This window comes from Thiomonas sp. FB-6 (genome assembly GCF_000377645.1).
Classification (GTDB): Bacteria; Pseudomonadota; Gammaproteobacteria; order Burkholderiales; family Burkholderiaceae_C; genus Thiomonas_A.
In genome coordinates this window covers 480,634-495,971 of record NZ_KB898471.1, presented here as the reverse complement: position 1 = coordinate 495,971, position 15,338 = coordinate 480,634, and the positions used below count along the sequence as shown (strand labels likewise).

Here is a 15,338-nt window from a genome sequence, read left to right as displayed (position 1 = left end):
ATTGCACGGACCCCAGCCTGGAAGCGGGGCACGACACACAGGGAGGAGACTTCAATGCAACGAATCGCGATCGTGGGCCTGGGACGTGTGGGTTCCCGCTTTCTCGAAGCCATGCTCGGGCGCGCGTCGCGCGGACTGGAGATCGCCGCGGTCGCGGAAACCGGGCAAACGCCCGGGCGTGCCGCCGCGGAGGCGGCGGGGATCCCGGTGCTCAGCCTGAACGAATTGCTGGGCCAGGCCGCGGGCATCGATATCGTGTTCGACCTCAGCGGTCAGCTGGCGGTGCGCCAGAGCCTGCGCCAGGGCCTGGCGACCCGGGGTAATTCACGCACCGTCATCGCCCCGGAAAGCGTCGCGCGTCTGGTGTGGTCCATGCTCACCTCCGAGGACCTGCCGCAGGTGCACACGGACACCGGGTATTGACGGCCCGGGCTGGGCTCGAAAGTCAGCGGATCCTGCGTTTTTTTACACCTGGATGTTGCGTTGCAGCGTAAGCTGCGGGCACAACAGTCGCAGGGAGTACGCAGTGATGACGTCGCCGATCAGCGATCCCATCTGGACCCGCCTGGGGGTACGTGTCGAGAGTCCGGAGGAGGCGCGCCAGTTGCATTGGCTGCTGGAGCGCTTCGACGCCGGGCGCATCCGCGCGGTGGCCCACAGCCTGCGCCTGCGCGAGTCACCCAAGCCCCAGCGCATCGCGCGCGAACTCGGCGCCTGCATTCCCGCGCACTCCCTGTAAAAAGGCCCCAGGGCCGGGCGCTGCCTCAGGCCGCGCGGGCGCGCTGCAATTCCAGTACGTAGGTGCGCCGGGCGTCGCCGACACGCATGCCGGGGCGCGAGGACAGCACGTGGCAGGGCACGCGCGGCGACGGCCCGTCCAACTGCAATGGGCGGTGCAGGGCCAGTTTCTCGCCCTGGTTCATCGCGAAATCCGACAGCACGACCAGCACATTGCCGGGGCGCGCGCCCACCAGCGTGGCGCCGGTGCCGGTGCTCAAGCCTTCGTGGTGGCTCCACAAGGTGACTTCCAGCGCCTGGAAGCTCCCGCGCCGGTCCAGGCCGACGTGGTCCAGTCCGTCCAGCAGGCTGTCCAGGGTGAGTGGGTCGGTGGTCTCGGAAATGCTCGGCGGGGCGCTGAACGGTCGGTCGAGGGATTTCATGCGGGGCGCGGCTCGTGGCTGGAATGCTCGCGTGGAGCCGCATTGCGGCGATTACGCGAGGATAGCGCTGCCTGCGGCGCGGACTCAAGCGCCTTGTGCGCCCGGGCCGCGGGTGCGAGCCGGGCTCGCGGCTGACATGTTCCGGTCACACGCGAGGCCTAGTCTGAGTAGCGCGGTGTCGGCCGGTGCGCACGGACCCGGCGCCGCGCGCGGGTCGCGGCCCGCGACCGAGTGGGAGCCCCCCGAGGGAGTCCAGGGCTCTCGGGGCGGCCAGGCGATTCCTGGAAAGCCTCTGTGTGAACGCAGCTTGCACCCGTCGCGCCCCGGCGGGTTTTTTCTTGCCACGGCGCAAGCTGCCGTCGAGGGCCCGGCGACGCGCCGACGGAAGTTGATCCATCGCAACGCGCCGCGGCGCGGGGGCGCCTAGCGTTGCGCAAAACAGGAAGCCAGCAGCCCCCGGGCACGTAACCCGCGCGGGCGCAAGGAGGACGACATGATGCATCCATCCATCGAGGAGCCGCCCCTGTGGAGCCTGGGCGTGCGCATCGAATGCGCCGACGACGTCCAGCTGTTGAGCTGGCTGGTGCGGCGCTACGGCGAGCGCCGGGTTCGCGCCGCGGCCTCGCAGCGCTCGGCGCCCATGGCTCCGCGTCCGCAGGGCGTGGCCGCCGCACTCGAACCGCGGCAGCCCTGAGGCTGCCCTGGACCTGCTGCCCAGGCCGGGCAGTGCCCGGCCCGGTGTGCGCTTACCAGCGCGGGCGCCCGTGCCCGGCGAGGGTGTCGGGCATCGCGTATCCGCCCGGGATGTGCGCGATATGCTCGTGGGCCTGGGTTTCCAGCGCCAGCATGCGGCGCTCCAGGTCGCTCAGGTCGGTGGCTTGCGCGAGATAGGCTTCGTCCAGGCGCTGTTGCGGGTCGAAGTGGAACAGTTCGTCGAAAAACTTGGCAGGATGGAACATGATGAACTCCCTCGGAGGGGATCGGCTGCCCGGTTCGGGCGTTGGTGTTAACCCGAATATAGGGTTAACCCTTGGACTTGCCAAGAGGCTTTGCTTCGCATGTTGTGAAAAGGCGTCGCGCAATGCGAATTGAGCCGGCGGCCTGGCCCAGGGACCTGGAACTGGTGCGCGAGCTGTTCCGGGAGTACGCGCAGGGCCTGGGCGTCGACCTGTGTTTCCAGGGTTTCGAGCAGGAACTCGCCGAACTGCCGGGGCGCTACGCGAGCCCCGGCGGGGCCTTGCTGCTGGCCCGCGACGACTCCGGACAGGCGCTGGGATGCGTGGCGCTGCGCGCGCTGCGCGACGGCGACTGCGAGATGAAGCGTCTGTACCTGCGTCCGGCGGCGCGCGGCCTGGGCCTGGGGCGGCGCCTGGCGCAGGACATCTGCGAGCACGCGCGCGCCGCGGGATACCGGCGCATCTGCCTGGACACGCTGGCGAGCATGCGCGAGGCGGTGGCCTTGTACACCTCGATGGGTTTCAAGCCCATCGAGGCCTACGTATACAACCCGCTCGAGGGGGTGCTGTTCCTCGGGCTCGATCTGACGGGGTCTGGCGCTCAGGCGGCGCCGGGCCGCGCGGCGCCGTCGGCGGCGTAGCACACCTGGGCCCTCCCGGCCCGCTTGGCCTCGTACATCGCCGCGTCGGCGCGCAGGAGCAGGCTTTCGGCGTCGGTGCCGTGGTCCGGGAACAGCGCCACGCCGATGCTGCCCGACACCTGGGCCAGCCGCGACTCACCCAGGTCCACGCCCTGGGACAACAGCGGCAGCATGCGGGAGATCACCGGAACGGCGTCGTCGGGCGAGGCCAGGCGCGTGAGCACGAACACGAATTCGTCGCCCGACAGGCGCGCCACCAGATCATGCCCGCGCACCGCGCGCTGCAGGCGCCGGGCCGTGTGCACCAGCACGAGGTCGCCGGCCTGGTGGCCGTGGCGGTCGTTCACGCTCTTGAAGCCGTCGAGGTCGACGAAGCACAGGGCCAGGCGCAGCCCGGCCCGCGCATGCCAGGCCAGGGCCTCGTCCAGGCGCTGGCGCAGTTCCAGCCGGTTGGGCAGGCCGGTGAGGCTGTCGCGGTGGGCGAGTTCGGTGGCCTGCTGCTCGCGCTGCTTCAGCACGCTGACGTCCAGCATCATCCACAGGGATTCGCCGCGTTCGCGCGACAGCATGGCGCCGTTGAGGTCGATCCACAGCGCCTGGCCGTCCTTGCGCTGCATGCGCAACTGGCTGCGGAAGGTCCCCTGCTGCGTGAGCAGCCCGAAGGCCCGCGCCTCCATGGCCTGGTAGTCCGCGCCTGGCGGGTGGAGGATGCGTGGCGACTGGCCCAGCAATTCGCCGCTCGCGTAGCCGAACATGCGTTCGGCGGCCGCGTTGACCCACACCGAGAGACCGTTGCGCAGTTTGACGATGCCCAGCAGCTCGCTGTTGAGCATCGCGTCCTGTTCGCGAACCAGTTCCTGCAGGGACGCGCGCGCCTGCTGCAGCTCGGTGATGTCGAGCATCATCGAGCGCGAGCGCAGGAACAGGCCCTCGTCGTCGCTGAGCACGCTGCTGCGGATGTGCAGGTGCCGCCGTACGCCGTCGAGGGACACCACGTCCAGCTCGTAGGGGCGCGGGGCTTCCCCGGCTCGCATCTGCACGAAGCGCTGCTCGAACACGGCCCGGCTTTGCGGCGTGGTGAAGTCGGCCGGGCCGAGCTTGCCCAGCGCCTGCTCGGGCGTACATCCGAGCAGCGCGCAGGTCTGCTGGTTCATGCGGATGAAGCGCCCGATGTCGTCCAGCGAGAAGTAGCCGCAGGGCGCGCTGTCGTACAGATCCTGCATGTCCGCGCTGGTCTCGGCCAGCTTGCGCTCGAGGCGCTTGCGCGGGTCCACGTCGCGAGCGGAGACCTGGACCTCGACCGGGCGCCGGCCCGCGTCGAACAGTCCCTGCAGCTGCAGGTCGTACCAGCGCGTGCCGCCGCCGGGATTGCGCAACCGCAGTTCCACCTGGGCGGCGGCCGCGTCCGGGCGCAGCCGGGCCAGCGCGCGGCGCACGATGCGCAGGTCCGGCGCATGCACCACCGTCTCCCAGCCCAGGTCCCCGGGGTCGCTGTCGCCCAGCGCGAAGCGATCGCGCGCGGCGTCGTTGGCGAACAGCAGTTCGCCCTGCTGCCCGAAGCGCAGCACGAGGTCGCTCTGGTCGCGCACGATGGCGCTGAGCTGGCTTTCGCTGGTCTCCAGGTGCCGCAGCGCGTCGCGCAGATCCTGCAAGGTGTGCCGCAGGCGCGCCCCGGTGGATTGCAAGGCCCGGATCACCAGCCCGATCAGCATCGAGGACACCAGGAAGGACAGCGCCGCCAGCAGCCCGGCGCGGGTGCTCAGCAGCGACCAGTGCGGGGGCGTGAAGATGAACAGCCCGGCCACCGCGGCCAGCAGCGTGGCCCAGCGCCCGGGGCCGCTGCCGCAAAGGTAGTAGGCCAGGACGATGGCCGGATAGAAGGTGATGTAGGCCACCCGTTCCTCGACCGGCAGCAACAGCAGGCGCAAGCCCAGCGCGGCCGCGACGATGGCCGTGGCGGCGGCGTAGCGCAGCGCGGCGGGGCGCGCCAGGAGGTTGAAGTCGCGGATCTCCACGTACACATGCTAACGATCCGAATGTGTGAATCGACGCCCCGACGCGGATTTGTGTCGTATTCCACACCCTGGGTCGGCATTGCGCGACGCAGCCGGCCCGCGCCCCGCCGACTCAAGCACAATCGGGCGCATGATCATCCAGCTCGCCTCCGACCTCCACCTGGAGCGTCTGGCGCGACGATTTCCCTTCGAAACCCTGATCAGGCCCGCTCCGGCGGCCGACCTGCTGGTGCTCGCGGGCGACATCGGGGCGCGCGCGGACGGCGTGCGCCTGTTCGCCGACTGGCCGGTGCCCGTGCTGTACGTGCCGGGAAACCATGAATTCTTCGACGCCGACTGGCAGCGCACGCGCGAGGAGTTGCGGCGTGCCGCCGAGGGCACCCGGGTGACCGTGCTGGACGGCGACGAATGCAGCTTCGGGGGCGTGCGCTGGCTGGGCTGCACGCTGTGGACCGACTACGCGCTCGACGAACCGATGGATGCGCGCGAGCAGATGCAGGCCTGCGCCCGCCGCATGCGCGACCACGCGGTGATCCACGTCGGCCCCCGCCTGTTCACGCCCGAGGACGCGCTGGCCGAGCACCGGCGTTGCCGCGCCTGGCTGGAGGCTTCGCTGGCGCGGCCCTTCGACGGGCCCACGGTGGTGATCACGCACCACGCGCCCAGCGCCCGCTCGGTGCATCCGCGATTCGCCGGGCACCCGGTGAACCCCGCCTACGCGAGCCGCCTGGAGCCCCTGCTGGCCGGTGCGCGGGCCTGGCTGCACGGGCATGTGCACGACAGCTTCGACTACCTCGTGTCCGGCGGCGGCGGCGCGTGCCGGGTGGTGGCCAACCCGCGGGGCAACGCGCGGCGCATCGAGCAGGCGGCCGAGGCCGCCGAGCTGGAATTCGAGAACCCGGCCTTTCGCCCGGAATGCCTGATCCGCCTGGGAGAGCCTTGGTGAACTCCACGTCCGCCCAGGCGCCCGCGCGGGACGCCGATGGCATCGCGCGGGCCTCGAGCGCCCTGGTGCTGCGCTACTGGGGCTTGCTGCTGATCTTCCTGGTCTGCGTGGGCCTTGCCGCCGGCTACTACCAATGGCGCGCGGTGCAGCGCAGCGCGCGCTCCCTGCTCTGGGCTTACGCCAGTGAATATGCGGCGCAACTTGGTGCTCGTCTGGACGAATATCGGCAAAAGCAGGAGCTTGCGGAGGAGCAGTTGGCCTCCCGCCCCCCCGACGATGTCCTGCGGGACTTGCTGCGGCACAACCCCTCGCTGCGCGCCGCGCTGCTGCTCGACGCGCAGGGGCGCCCCGTGCGCCAGGCCGGCGCCTTGCCCCTGTACCCGGGGCAGGATCCGGCGCTGAGCCCGCTGACCCGCGCCGCGTGGCGCGGCTGCGCGGCCGCGCGCCGCGACTGCGTGGCGCCGCCGGCGCCCGATCCCTCGGCCGGGCGGGGGCGGGAGGGTTTCCTGGTGGCCAACCTGCATCGTCTCGACCCCGAGGTCGGCGGCGCGCGCTGGCTGGTGCTGGTGCACCCGCAGATCTTCCACGGGCTGCTGTCGCAGCTGCGCGTGCCCTATCCGGATGCGGCCATCGTCGCGCTGCGCGAGGACGACCACCTGCTGCAGATGCGCAGTCCGCAGCCTTCGCGCCTGGGCTACGGCTACGTGCAGAGCGGCGTGCTGGTGCGCCAGCTGCGCCTGCACCCGCAGGCCGCGCAGGGCTCCTTCGTCGGCTCGCCGACGGCGGTGGGCCACGCCGTGCTCGGCGTGTTCCTGCGCCGCCCGGGCCTGCCCTTCGTGATCGGCGTGAACCTGCCCTTCGCCACCGTCTACGCCACCTGGCTGCGTGCGATGGCGCCGATCCTGGCGGCGCTGCTGGGCAGCGGCCTGCTGGGCACCTGGCTGTTGCGCAAGGGGCTGCGCGGGTTGCGGGCGGAAGAGCGCGCGCGCGAGGCCACGCAGGACGCGCTGCGCGAACAGATTCGCTACAACCGCGACCTCGCGCTGCGCGACGCGCTGACCGGCCTGCTCAATCGGCGCGGCATGGACGCCGCCCTCGGCGAGGCGATCCGCCTCGCGCGCGAGCAGGGCATGGGTTTCGCGATGATCCTGCTCGACCTGGATCGCTTCAAGGTGCTCAACGACTCCTACGGGCATCAGGCCGGCGACCAGGTGCTGCGCGTGGTGGCCGCGCTGCTGCGCCAGCAGCTGCGCCCGCAGGACGAGCTCGCGCGCTGGGGCGGCGAGGAGTTCCTCGTGCTGCTGCCGGGCAGCGACCTGGAACAGGGCTGCCAGGTGGCCGAACGTCTGCGTTCGGCCATCGCCGACGAGGTGGTGGTGCACCGCGAGCACGGCATCCACATGACGGCGAGCTTCGGCGTCGCCATCTGGGAGGGGGCGGGCGGCAGCGCCGAGCGTCTGCTGTCGCGCCTGGACGCGCTGCTCTACGACGCCAAGCGCGCGGGGCGCAACCAGGTGCGCGCGGCCCAGGCGCAGCACGGCGGCAGCCTGTCGGTGGGCTCGCGCCTGCAGCAGGCGCTGCACCAGCGGCGCCTGCGCGTGGCCTATCACAAGCTCATCGACCTGCACAGCGGCCAGGTGGTGGGCCAGGAAGCCCTGGCACGCCTGCTGACGCCTCAAGGCGAGGAACTGGAGGCGGCGGCCTTCATCGATGCCGCGCACCACCTGCGCCTGGAACACAGCATCGATGCGCTGGTCTCGCGGCGCGCGCTGGAGCATGTTGCCGGGCGCATCGGCGAGGGCGATGGCGAGGCAGGGGCCAAGCTGCTGATCAATTGCTCGGCCGACTTTCTTTCGCGCAGCGACATGGTGCAGGGCCTGCTCGGCGACGCGCGTGAACTCCTGGCGGCCCTGCCGCCGCGCCGCCCCGGCGAGCCGGCCCCGGTGGTGATCGAGATCACCGAGCGCCAGTTGCTGGGCAATCTGCGCGAGACCCGCGAGATGCTCCAGCCCCTGCTGGACTTCGGCTTCGAGCTCGCGCTGGATGATTTCGGCAGCGGCTATTCCTCCTTCCTGTACCTGCTCGACCTGCCGGTGCGTTACCTGAAGATCGACAAGGCGCTGGTGCAGCGCGCGGTGGAGGAGCCGCGGGCGCGGGCCATGGTGGAGTCCATCCGCTCCATGGCCGCCGGCCTGGGCATCGTCACCATCGCCGAGGGCATCGAAACCCAACAGACCTTCGAATTGATGCGCCGCCTGGGCGTGGATTGGGGGCAGGGTTTTCTCTGGGGGCGACCCGAGCTGCCCTGAGCGGGCCGCTCGCGGCACCTCGCCGGCAGCTGCGCGCAGCCTCAAGTCCCGCGGCCTTGTGTCGTCTGGCTAAGGACGAGGTCCCCGGGTCCATGGCCGAACCAAACTTCCACCCCACCGCGCTGCATGCCTTGCGCCAGATCCTGGCGCCGCTGCGCAGCTGCGAAATGCTGGCGCAGGCGGACGGCTCCGCCGGCGGCCTCGTCGTCCATCTCAACGACGCGGCTCGAAGCGTGCTCGAGCCACTCGGCGTGGCCGAGGGCTCCACGCTGGCCGCCTGGGCGCAGGCGCTGGGCCTGGATCAGGCCGCCTTCATGGGCGCGCTGCGCGAACTCGCCGCCGGCGCGCGGGAGCAGGCCGAACTGGACGCGGGCGCATCGCGCCTGCTGCTGCGGCCCCTGCGCGACGAGCAGGATCGGGTCTGCGGATTGCACCTGTCGTGGCCGGGGCCGGCGCAGGCCGGCGAGCCGGGCGGCGCGCAGCGCCTGTTGCAGGACCTGTCGCGGCGCCCGGTGGCGGCGACCGAGCAGGAACTGGCGGCCCTGGACGGCCAGGCGCGCCAGGTGCTGGCCTTCCTGCGCGACATGGCCCTGGCCTGGGAACAGGGCTCGACCAAGGTCGGGCTGGCCGCGGCGCGGGGTTATTTCTCGCCCAGCGCCTCGGTGCAGGTGTTCCGCGAGCGCCAGGCCGAGCAGGAGGTCCTGATCCAGCGCGTGGGCGAAGGCGTGGGGCAGGTGGTGGACGCCGCGCACGCGGTCGAGCACAACATTGCCGGCGCCGCCGAGCGCGCGCAGCAGATCTTCCAGGTCTGCGAGACGCGCCAGCGCGACGTGGGCGGGGCACGCGAACAATTCCAGACCCTCAGCGACGAAACCTCGCGCAACGCGCAGCAACTCGACCGCATCGGCCAGCATGCGCAGGGCGTCACGCAGGTGCTGCAGGTTATTCGCGACATCGCCGGCCAGACCAATCTCCTGGCGCTGAACGCGGCCATCGAAGCCGCGCGGGCCGGCGAGGCCGGGCGCGGTTTCGCGGTGGTGGCCGACGAGGTGCGCCGGCTGGCCACCAAGGTGGCGCAGACCGTGGTGACGGCCGGCGAGTCCATCGAGGCCATCGAGGCCTCGGTGGCGGTGGCGCGCCAGGTGTCGCGGACCCTGGGCGAGGCGGTGCAGCGCAGCTCCGAGCAGATGGGCGGAGTGGTGCAGGGCTTCGCCGACATCCGCACCGGCATCGAGGCCAACCAGGAGGTGTTCGGCGAGATCCGGCGCCTGAGCCTGTCGGCACGCGAGGCGGTGGGCGCGCTGTCGGGGAGTTTCGAGCGCATGGCCTCGGGCGTGCGCCAGGCCAACGAGCAGGGCATCCAGGGCGCGCAGGAAATGTCCGCGCAATTGCTGGAGACCTTGAACCAGAACAAGGTGCTGCTCGAGGCCACGCTGGACTTCGATACCGGCTCCGAACTCAGCATGGCGTCGCGCGCGGCCGTCGAAGGCGCACGGGAGATCGGTCGGGCGCTGGAACAGGCGCTGGCCGAGGGGGCGATAGCCCCCGAGGCACTGTTCGACGAACAGTACGTGCCGATTCCGGGCTCGCAGCCGCCGAAGTTCCGCACCCGCGCCAGCGATCTGTTCAAGCGGCGCGTGCAGCCCTTGCTGGACCGCACGCTGGGCCGGAGCCCGACGCTGCGCTTCGCCTTCGCCGTGGACCGCAATGGCTATACGCCGACCCACAACACCATCTACGACCAGCCCCTGACCGGCGATCCCCAGAAGGATCTGGTGGGCAACCGGGCCATGCGCATGTTCAACGACGCCGCGGGCCTGGAGGCGGCGCACAACACCAAGCCGATCCACCTGATGATCTATGCGCGCGACACCGGGGAGGTGCTGCGCGAACTGGACGTGCCGATCCGCGTGGGCGAGCGCCAGTGGGGCAACCTGCGCGTGGGATTCCCCTGAGGCCACGCCGCGGCGGCGGCTCGCGGAGCAGAAAAAAAGCCAGGCGCGATGCCTGGCTTTTTCGTCGCGGGCGAGCCGCGCGGCCCCGGGCCGTTGCCGGCCCGGGCCTGGTTCAGAACAAGGCCGCGGCCTTGGTCAGCGCGATGTACACGCCGATCAGGAAGGGAATGCCGATGGCCAGCCAGGACACCAGTCCGAGGGTGCCGAAGCTGCCGCGCGCCGCGCTGTGCGCGCCGTCGGCGCCCTGCTGCTCGTGCTGCAGCGACTTCTCCCGTGCCAGGCGTGCCTCGTCCATGTGGTGCTTCTCGTGCACCGGACGCACCAGGGAGTTGAGGATCAGGCCCACCAGCAGCAGGCCCGCCAGGATGTGCAGCGTGCCGTCGTACACCAGGTTGTGGGCCACGCCGGCGTTGATCTGCGCCTGCCGGATGTGCGCGATCAGGAAGGGTCCGACGATGCCCGCCGCCGACCAGGCGGTGAGCAGGCGCCCGTGGATGGCCCCCACCATCTGCGTGCCGAAGATGTCGGCCAGGTAGGCCGGCACGGTGGAGAAGCCGCCGCCGTACATGGACAGGATGATGCAGATCGCCACCACGAAGGCCGCCGCCATCGCATGGTGCCCCAGCACAGGCAGGCTGAGGTACATCACGATGCCGATGATGAAGAACAGGTAGTAGGTCGTCTTGCGCCCGATGTGGTCGGAGATGCTGGCCCAGAAGAACCGTCCCAGGCTGTTGAACAGGCTGATCAGGCCCACCAGGCCGGCCGCCGACGCGACGATGGCCGCCTTCTGCGCGGTGCTCAGCGCGGTCGTCGCGTCGAGCCCGATCAGGTGGCCACCGAACACATCCTGCAGCATCGGACTGGCCATCGAGATCACGCCGATGCCGGCGGTCACGTTCAGGAACAGCACACCCCAGATCAGCCAGAACTGCGGCGTCTTCCAGGCGGTGTCCAGATGCACGTGCTTGCTGGTCACCATCGCCTTGGCCTTGGTCGGCTCGGTCCAGCCCTCGGGCTTCCAGCCGCTGGGCGGAACCCGCATGCCGAAGGCACCCAGAGACATGACGATCAGGTACAGGATGCCCATGGTGATCAGGGTGGCGGACACACCGGCCGACGCGTTGCCGGCGCCGTAGTGCTTCATCAGCGCCACCGCGATGGGCGCGCCGATCATCGCGCCGCCGCCGTAGCCCATGATGGCCATGCCGGTGGCCATGCCGCGGCGGTCGGGGAACCACTTGATCAGCGTGGACACGGGGGTGATGTAGCCCAGGCCCTGGCCGACGCCGCCGATGATCCCGCAGCCCAGCCACAGCAGCCAGAGCTGGTGCATGGACACGCCGATGCCCCCGAGCACCATGCCGCCGCCCCAGCACAGCGCGGCGATGAAGCCGGCCTTGCGCGGGCCCGCGTGTTCCAGCCAGCCGCCCCACAGCGCGGCCGCCAGGCCGAGTACGGCGATGAACATCTCGAAGGTGGAGGTGACCATCGGCACGCTCCAGTTGCAACTGGTCGAGAACATGAGCGTGCCCAGTCCCGCGGCCTGGCAGGTCGCGTCGCTGCCCGAGAGCAGCTTGCTCATCGGCAGCCAGAACACGGAAAAACCGTAGGCCATGCCGATGCACAGGTGGATGGCCAGGGCGGCCGGCGGAACCAGCCATCGGTTGAAGCGCGGGCCGGCGACGATGCGCGCGCGGTCCAGCAGGCCGGGTGCGGCCAGGGTTTGGGTCATAGCCTCGGACATTTCGTCTCCTCGGGACTCGGTGTCATGAACGGAACGAGCGGAGGCTCCATGGGCCGCCGCTTCACCACTAGTTATAACCGCATACGAAGCGAAGGATCTAGGAGGTGGAACCCGAGGGTGGTGTATACGAGGGGGTTGATCTTGAATAATTGGAACGGTGAGTTCCGCTATTGGTCGAGCGCGGCCACTGCTCAGGCCGCGTCGCCGCGTGGCCGTGGCTTCGCGCGCCGCGCGCGGGCGCCTTGCGCCCACACCCCCGGAAAGGCCTCGCCGAGTTCGAACACCCGCCCGGCGTTGTCGGCCTGGTAGCCGGCGAGCTGGTCCACGGAGGCGCGGAACTCGGCGCTGCACAGGGTGCGCAGGGTCTGCTGCAGCACCGCGTCGCCCAGGCGCCGGGCCTGGCACAGCAGGAAATAGCGCTCGCTGTGCAGCGGCACGAAATCCAGGTCGAAGCGCCGTGCCGGCGTCTCCACGCCGAAGGCCACGTCGGCCATGTTGCTGGCCACGTAGGCGGCGACCGCCGCATGGGTGAGCTCGCACTGCTCGTAGCCGTGCACCCGCGCGGGCTCGATGCCGCCGCGGCGCAGCAGCAGGTCCAGCAGGAAACGCGTGCCCGAGCCGGGCTGGCGGTTGATGAAGCGCAGGTCGTCGCGCGCCAGATCCTCGATGCCGTAGATCTTTTTCGGGTTGCCCCGCGCGATGATCAGGCCGACGCGCCGCGTGGCCAGGCCGATCACGCGCTGCGTGGCCGGCTGCAGCCAGCGCCGGTAGTGCTCGATGACCGCGGGCTCGAACTCGCCGATAGGCACGTGGAAGCCCGCCAGGTCGCAGTTGTCCAGCGCCAGCGAGGCCACGGCGTCGGTGCTGCTGCAGTAGCGCAGCTCGTTGAGTACGCCGTCGCGGTTGAGCCGCTGGTGCAGGGACTCCACCGCGAAACCGTGGCTGGCGCGGATGCGCAGCACCGCGTCGTTCTCGTGCTGCACGCGGCCGATCTCGGCCTCCAGCTCCGAGCCCAGCGAGTCCAGCGTGGGGGACAGCCTGGCGGCGATGCGGCGTTGCGCCCACACCAGTTTTTCCGACAGGGGGCTCAGGCGCGAGCCCTTGCCGCGCTCCATCTCCAGCAGCGCCATGCCCAGCAGCGCCTCGCCTTCGCGGATCAGCGCCCAGGCATGGCGATACGACACCCCCACCTCGGCGCAGGCCCGCAGCAGGCTGCCGTGCTCGGCCACCGCCAGCAGCAGCGCGATGGTGCGCCCCGGCAGCGCGGGGCCGCCGTCCAGGCGCAGGGTCCAGCGGGCTTCGATCGTGACCTCGAACATAGGGTTATGCCTTAGGAACCCGGTTTCTTATGAAATGCGTCGGACGAAGCATATTGCGCAACGCATGCACGGATCCTAAAGTGGTTGGAGAACAGACGCAGTCCGGCGGCGTGGGCGCGGTTTGCCGTGGCGCTGCGGTCGGTGGTCCCGCAATACCCTGCCAGGAGACACTATGCGAGAAACCCAGCAAGGCGCGGCGCGTTCCGGCGATGGCGCCGAGGACGTCGCGGCGCAGGCCCTGGCACGCTGGGCCGGCCAGCCCGGCCCGCTGCTGCCCATCCTGCACGAGATCCAGGAGGCCGTCGGCTACATTCCCGGCGAGGTGGTTCCGCAGATCGCCCGCGGCCTGAACCTGTCCCGCGCCGAAGTGCACGGCGTGATCAGCTATTACCATCATTTCCGCACCGAGGCGCCGGCGCGCCACGTGATCCAGGTCTGCCGCGCCGAGTCCTGCCAGGCCATGGGCGCCGAGGCGCTGTACCAGCACGTGCTGCGGCGCACCGGCTGCGACGGCCACGCCGCCGGCAGCCATGCCTGCCGCGACGCCGAGGGCCGCTTCCAGGTGGAACCGGTGTACTGTCTGGGCCTGTGCGCGGCCTCGCCCGCGGTGATGATCGGCCAGGACCTGCACGCGCGCGTCACCCCGTCGCGCTTCGACGCCTGCATCGATGCGCTGGAGGAGGGCCAGTCATGAGCACCGTGACCCTGTACGTTCCCTGTGATTCCGCCGCGCGGGCGCTGGGCGCCGACGCCGTGGCTCAGGCCTTGCGCGAGGAATGCGCGCGCCGCGGGCTGGACGTGAACGTCGTGCGCAACGGCTCGCGCGGAATGTTCTGGCTCGAGCCCCTGGTCGAGGTGGCGGCCGCCGATGGGCGCATCGCCTACGGCCCGGTGCAGCCGGGGGACGTGGCCGGGCTGCTCGATGCCGGCTTGCTGCGCGGCGCGGCCCACCCGCTGTGCCACGGCCCCACCGGGAAGATCGACTACCTGGCTCGCCAGCAGCGGCTGTGTTTCGCGCGCATGGGCATCACCGACCCGCTGTCCCTCGCCGACTACGAGGCGCACGAAGGCTGGGCCGGGCTGCGTGCCGCGCTGGCCCTGCAGGCCCCGCAGATCGTCGAGCAGGTGATGGAATCCGGCCTGCGCGGGCGCGGCGGCGCCGCCTTCCCCACGGCCATCAAGTGGCGCACCGTGCTGAACACGCTGGCGGAGCAGAAATACGTGGTGTGCAACGCCGACGAGGGCGACTCGGGCACCTACTCCGACCGCATGACCATGGAGGGCGACCCCTTCATGCTCATCGAGGGCATGACCATCGCCGGCCTGGCCAGCGGCGCCACCCGCGGCTACGTCTACATCCGCTCGGAATACCCCGACGCGATGCGCACGATGCAGCGGGCCATCGTGCTGGCCCGCGAGGCCGGCTTCCTGGGCGAGGACATCCTGGGCTCGGGCCGGTCCTTCGACCTGGAGGCCCGCCTGGGCGCGGGCTCCTACGTGTGCGGCGAGGAAACGGCGCTGCTGGAAAGCCTGGAGGGCAAGCGCGGCGTGGTGCGCGCCAAGCCGCCGCTGCCGGCGATCGCCGGGCTGTTCGGGCAGCCGACGGTGATCAACAACGTGATCAGCTTCGCCTCGGTGCCGCTGATCCTGGCGCGCGGCGCGGCCTTCTACCGCGATTTCGGCATGGGCCGCTCGCGCGGCACCCTGCCCATCCAGCTGGCCGGCAACCTGAAGCGTCCGGGCCTGGTGGAACTGGCCTTCGGCGTCAGCCTGCGCGAACTGCTGTTCGATTTCGGCGGCGGCAGCGCCAGCGGGCGCCCGATCAAGACCGTGCAGGTGGGCGGCCCGCTGGGGGCCTACATGCCCGAGTCGCAGTGGGACCTGCCGCTGGACTACGAGGCCTACGCTGCGGTGGGCGCGGTGGTGGGCCATGGCGGCATCGTCGCCCACGACGACAGCGCCGACCTGGCCGGGCTGGCCCGCTACGCGATGGAGTTCTGCGCCATCGAGTCCTGCGGCAAGTGCACGCCCTGCCGCATCGGCTCCACCCGCGGCGTGGAGGTCATCGACCGCATCCGCGGCGCGAGCGACGCCGCGCAGCGCGCGCAGCAGGTGCACCTGCTGCGCGACCTGTGCGACACCATGGTGCACGGCAGCCTGTGCGCGATGGGAGGCATGACGCCCTACCCGGTGCTGTCGGCCCTGAACCACTACCCGCAGGACTTCGGACTGGACGCCGCCGGCGCGGCGGCGGCCTGAAGCACCCGGCGCATTCCCCGACACGGAGACA

General features: G+C 70.8%; 14 protein-coding genes. 9 read left to right on the top strand and 5 right to left on the bottom strand.

Annotated features, from left to right (window positions below):
- Window positions 1-54 precede the first annotated feature (54 nt).
- Both D466_RS0102290 and D466_RS0102285 read left to right on the top strand, forming a co-directional pair.
- Entirely contained in the window at window positions 55-423 is a 369-nt protein-coding gene (locus D466_RS0102290; protein WP_018912078.1) for a Gfo/Idh/MocA family oxidoreductase, read from the top strand.
- A 106-nt stretch (window positions 424-529) separates the two neighbouring features.
- Window positions 530-739, top strand: a complete 210-nt coding sequence (locus tag D466_RS0102285) for a hypothetical protein (protein WP_018912077.1) — start codon at window positions 530-532, stop codon at window positions 737-739.
- A 25-nt stretch (window positions 740-764) separates the two neighbouring features.
- Here the strand turns inward: D466_RS0102285 and D466_RS0102280 are convergent, their stop codons facing one another.
- Window positions 765-1,160, bottom strand: coding sequence for a hypothetical protein (locus D466_RS0102280; RefSeq protein ID WP_018912076.1), 396 nt, complete (start codon window positions 1,158-1,160; stop codon window positions 765-767).
- 493 nt (window positions 1,161-1,653) lie between these two features.
- Here D466_RS0102280 and D466_RS0102275 point away from each other — a divergent pair, with 493 nt between their 5' ends.
- The gene (locus D466_RS0102275; RefSeq protein ID WP_018912075.1) at window positions 1,654-1,854 is read left to right on the top strand and encodes a hypothetical protein; all 201 of its coding nucleotides are present in this window, start codon (window positions 1,654-1,656) and stop codon (window positions 1,852-1,854) included.
- 52 nt (window positions 1,855-1,906) lie between these two features.
- Here D466_RS0102275 and D466_RS0102270 read toward each other — a convergent pair whose 3' ends face one another.
- Window positions 1,907-2,119: a DUF3563 family protein gene (locus D466_RS0102270; RefSeq protein WP_018912074.1), complete on the bottom strand. Its 213-nt coding sequence runs from the start codon at window positions 2,117-2,119 to the stop codon at window positions 1,907-1,909.
- A gap of 122 nt (window positions 2,120-2,241) precedes the next feature.
- Here D466_RS0102270 and D466_RS0102265 point away from each other — a divergent pair, with 122 nt between their 5' ends.
- On the top strand, window positions 2,242-2,757 hold the full coding sequence (locus tag D466_RS0102265; RefSeq protein ID WP_018912073.1) for a GNAT family N-acetyltransferase: 516 nt from the start codon (window positions 2,242-2,244) through the stop codon (window positions 2,755-2,757).
- Here the strand turns inward: D466_RS0102265 and D466_RS22615 are convergent.
- Window positions 2,718-4,778 carry a sensor domain-containing diguanylate cyclase gene (locus D466_RS22615; RefSeq protein WP_018912072.1) on the bottom strand — a complete coding sequence of 687 codons (2,061 nt, stop codon included), beginning with the start codon at window positions 4,776-4,778 and terminating at the stop codon, window positions 2,718-2,720. The two genes, D466_RS0102265 and D466_RS22615, sit on opposite strands and share 40 nt — an antisense overlap.
- A 124-nt stretch (window positions 4,779-4,902) precedes the next feature.
- On the opposite strand from D466_RS22615, the gene D466_RS0102255 reads away from it, so the two are divergent.
- From D466_RS0102255 to D466_RS24645, 3 genes are all read left to right on the top strand, one after another.
- Window positions 4,903-5,718, top strand: a complete 816-nt coding sequence (locus D466_RS0102255) for a metallophosphoesterase (protein ID WP_018912071.1) — start codon at window positions 4,903-4,905, stop codon at window positions 5,716-5,718.
- Window positions 5,715-8,027 carry a bifunctional diguanylate cyclase/phosphodiesterase gene (locus D466_RS20295; protein ID WP_018912070.1) on the top strand — a complete coding sequence of 771 codons (2,313 nt, stop codon included), beginning with the start codon at window positions 5,715-5,717 and terminating at the stop codon, window positions 8,025-8,027. Before D466_RS0102255 ends, D466_RS20295 begins: the two co-directional genes overlap by 4 nt.
- Before the next feature lie 92 nt (window positions 8,028-8,119).
- A complete protein-coding gene (locus D466_RS24645; protein ID WP_018912069.1) occupies window positions 8,120-9,982 on the top strand; it encodes a methyl-accepting chemotaxis protein in 1,863 nt (620 codons plus the stop codon).
- Window positions 9,983-10,094: 112 nt separating this feature from the next.
- On the opposite strand, the gene D466_RS0102240 is transcribed toward D466_RS24645, so the two are convergent.
- Both D466_RS0102240 and D466_RS20290 read right to left on the bottom strand, forming a co-directional pair.
- Window positions 10,095-11,729, bottom strand: a complete 1,635-nt coding sequence (locus tag D466_RS0102240) for an OFA family MFS transporter (RefSeq protein WP_038164765.1) — start codon at window positions 11,727-11,729, stop codon at window positions 10,095-10,097.
- 191 nt (window positions 11,730-11,920) lie between these two features.
- The gene (locus D466_RS20290; protein ID WP_018912067.1) at window positions 11,921-13,048 is read right to left on the bottom strand and encodes a substrate-binding domain-containing protein; all 1,128 of its coding nucleotides are present in this window, start codon (window positions 13,046-13,048) and stop codon (window positions 11,921-11,923) included.
- 172 nt (window positions 13,049-13,220) lie between these two features.
- Here D466_RS20290 and D466_RS0102230 point away from each other — a divergent pair, with 172 nt between their 5' ends.
- Entirely contained in the window at window positions 13,221-13,742 is a 522-nt protein-coding gene (locus tag D466_RS0102230; RefSeq protein ID WP_018912066.1) for a formate dehydrogenase subunit gamma, read from the top strand.
- Window positions 13,739-15,307, top strand: a complete 1,569-nt coding sequence (locus D466_RS0102225; protein ID WP_018912065.1) for an NADH-quinone oxidoreductase subunit NuoF — start codon at window positions 13,739-13,741, stop codon at window positions 15,305-15,307. Before D466_RS0102230 ends, D466_RS0102225 begins: the two co-directional genes overlap by 4 nt.
- Window positions 15,308-15,338 lie beyond the last annotated feature (31 nt).

Excerpts from the sequence above, each read along its gene's own strand:
- D466_RS0102290 (WP_018912078.1), top strand. The coding sequence starts at position 55 with ATGCAACGAATCGCGATCGTGGGCCTGGGACGTGTGGGTTCCCGCTTT.
- D466_RS0102285 (WP_018912077.1), top strand. The coding sequence starts at position 530 with ATGACGTCGCCGATCAGCGATCCCATCTGGACCCGCCTGGGGGTACGT.
- D466_RS0102280 (WP_018912076.1), bottom strand. The coding sequence starts at position 1,160 with ATGAAATCCCTCGACCGACCGTTCAGCGCCCCGCCGAGCATTTCCGAG.
- D466_RS0102275 (WP_018912075.1), top strand. The coding sequence starts at position 1,654 with ATGATGCATCCATCCATCGAGGAGCCGCCCCTGTGGAGCCTGGGCGTG.
- D466_RS0102270 (WP_018912074.1), bottom strand. The coding sequence starts at position 2,119 with ATGTTCCATCCTGCCAAGTTTTTCGACGAACTGTTCCACTTCGACCCG.
- D466_RS0102265 (WP_018912073.1), top strand. The coding sequence starts at position 2,242 with ATGCGAATTGAGCCGGCGGCCTGGCCCAGGGACCTGGAACTGGTGCGC.
- D466_RS0102255 (WP_018912071.1), top strand. The coding sequence starts at position 4,903 with ATGATCATCCAGCTCGCCTCCGACCTCCACCTGGAGCGTCTGGCGCGA.
- D466_RS24645 (WP_018912069.1), top strand. The coding sequence starts at position 8,120 with ATGGCCGAACCAAACTTCCACCCCACCGCGCTGCATGCCTTGCGCCAG.
- D466_RS0102240 (WP_038164765.1), bottom strand. The coding sequence starts at position 11,729 with ATGTCCGAGGCTATGACCCAAACCCTGGCCGCACCCGGCCTGCTGGAC.
- D466_RS20290 (WP_018912067.1), bottom strand. The coding sequence starts at position 13,048 with ATGTTCGAGGTCACGATCGAAGCCCGCTGGACCCTGCGCCTGGACGGC.
- D466_RS0102230 (WP_018912066.1), top strand. The coding sequence starts at position 13,221 with ATGCGAGAAACCCAGCAAGGCGCGGCGCGTTCCGGCGATGGCGCCGAG.
- D466_RS0102225 (WP_018912065.1), top strand. The coding sequence starts at position 13,739 with ATGAGCACCGTGACCCTGTACGTTCCCTGTGATTCCGCCGCGCGGGCG.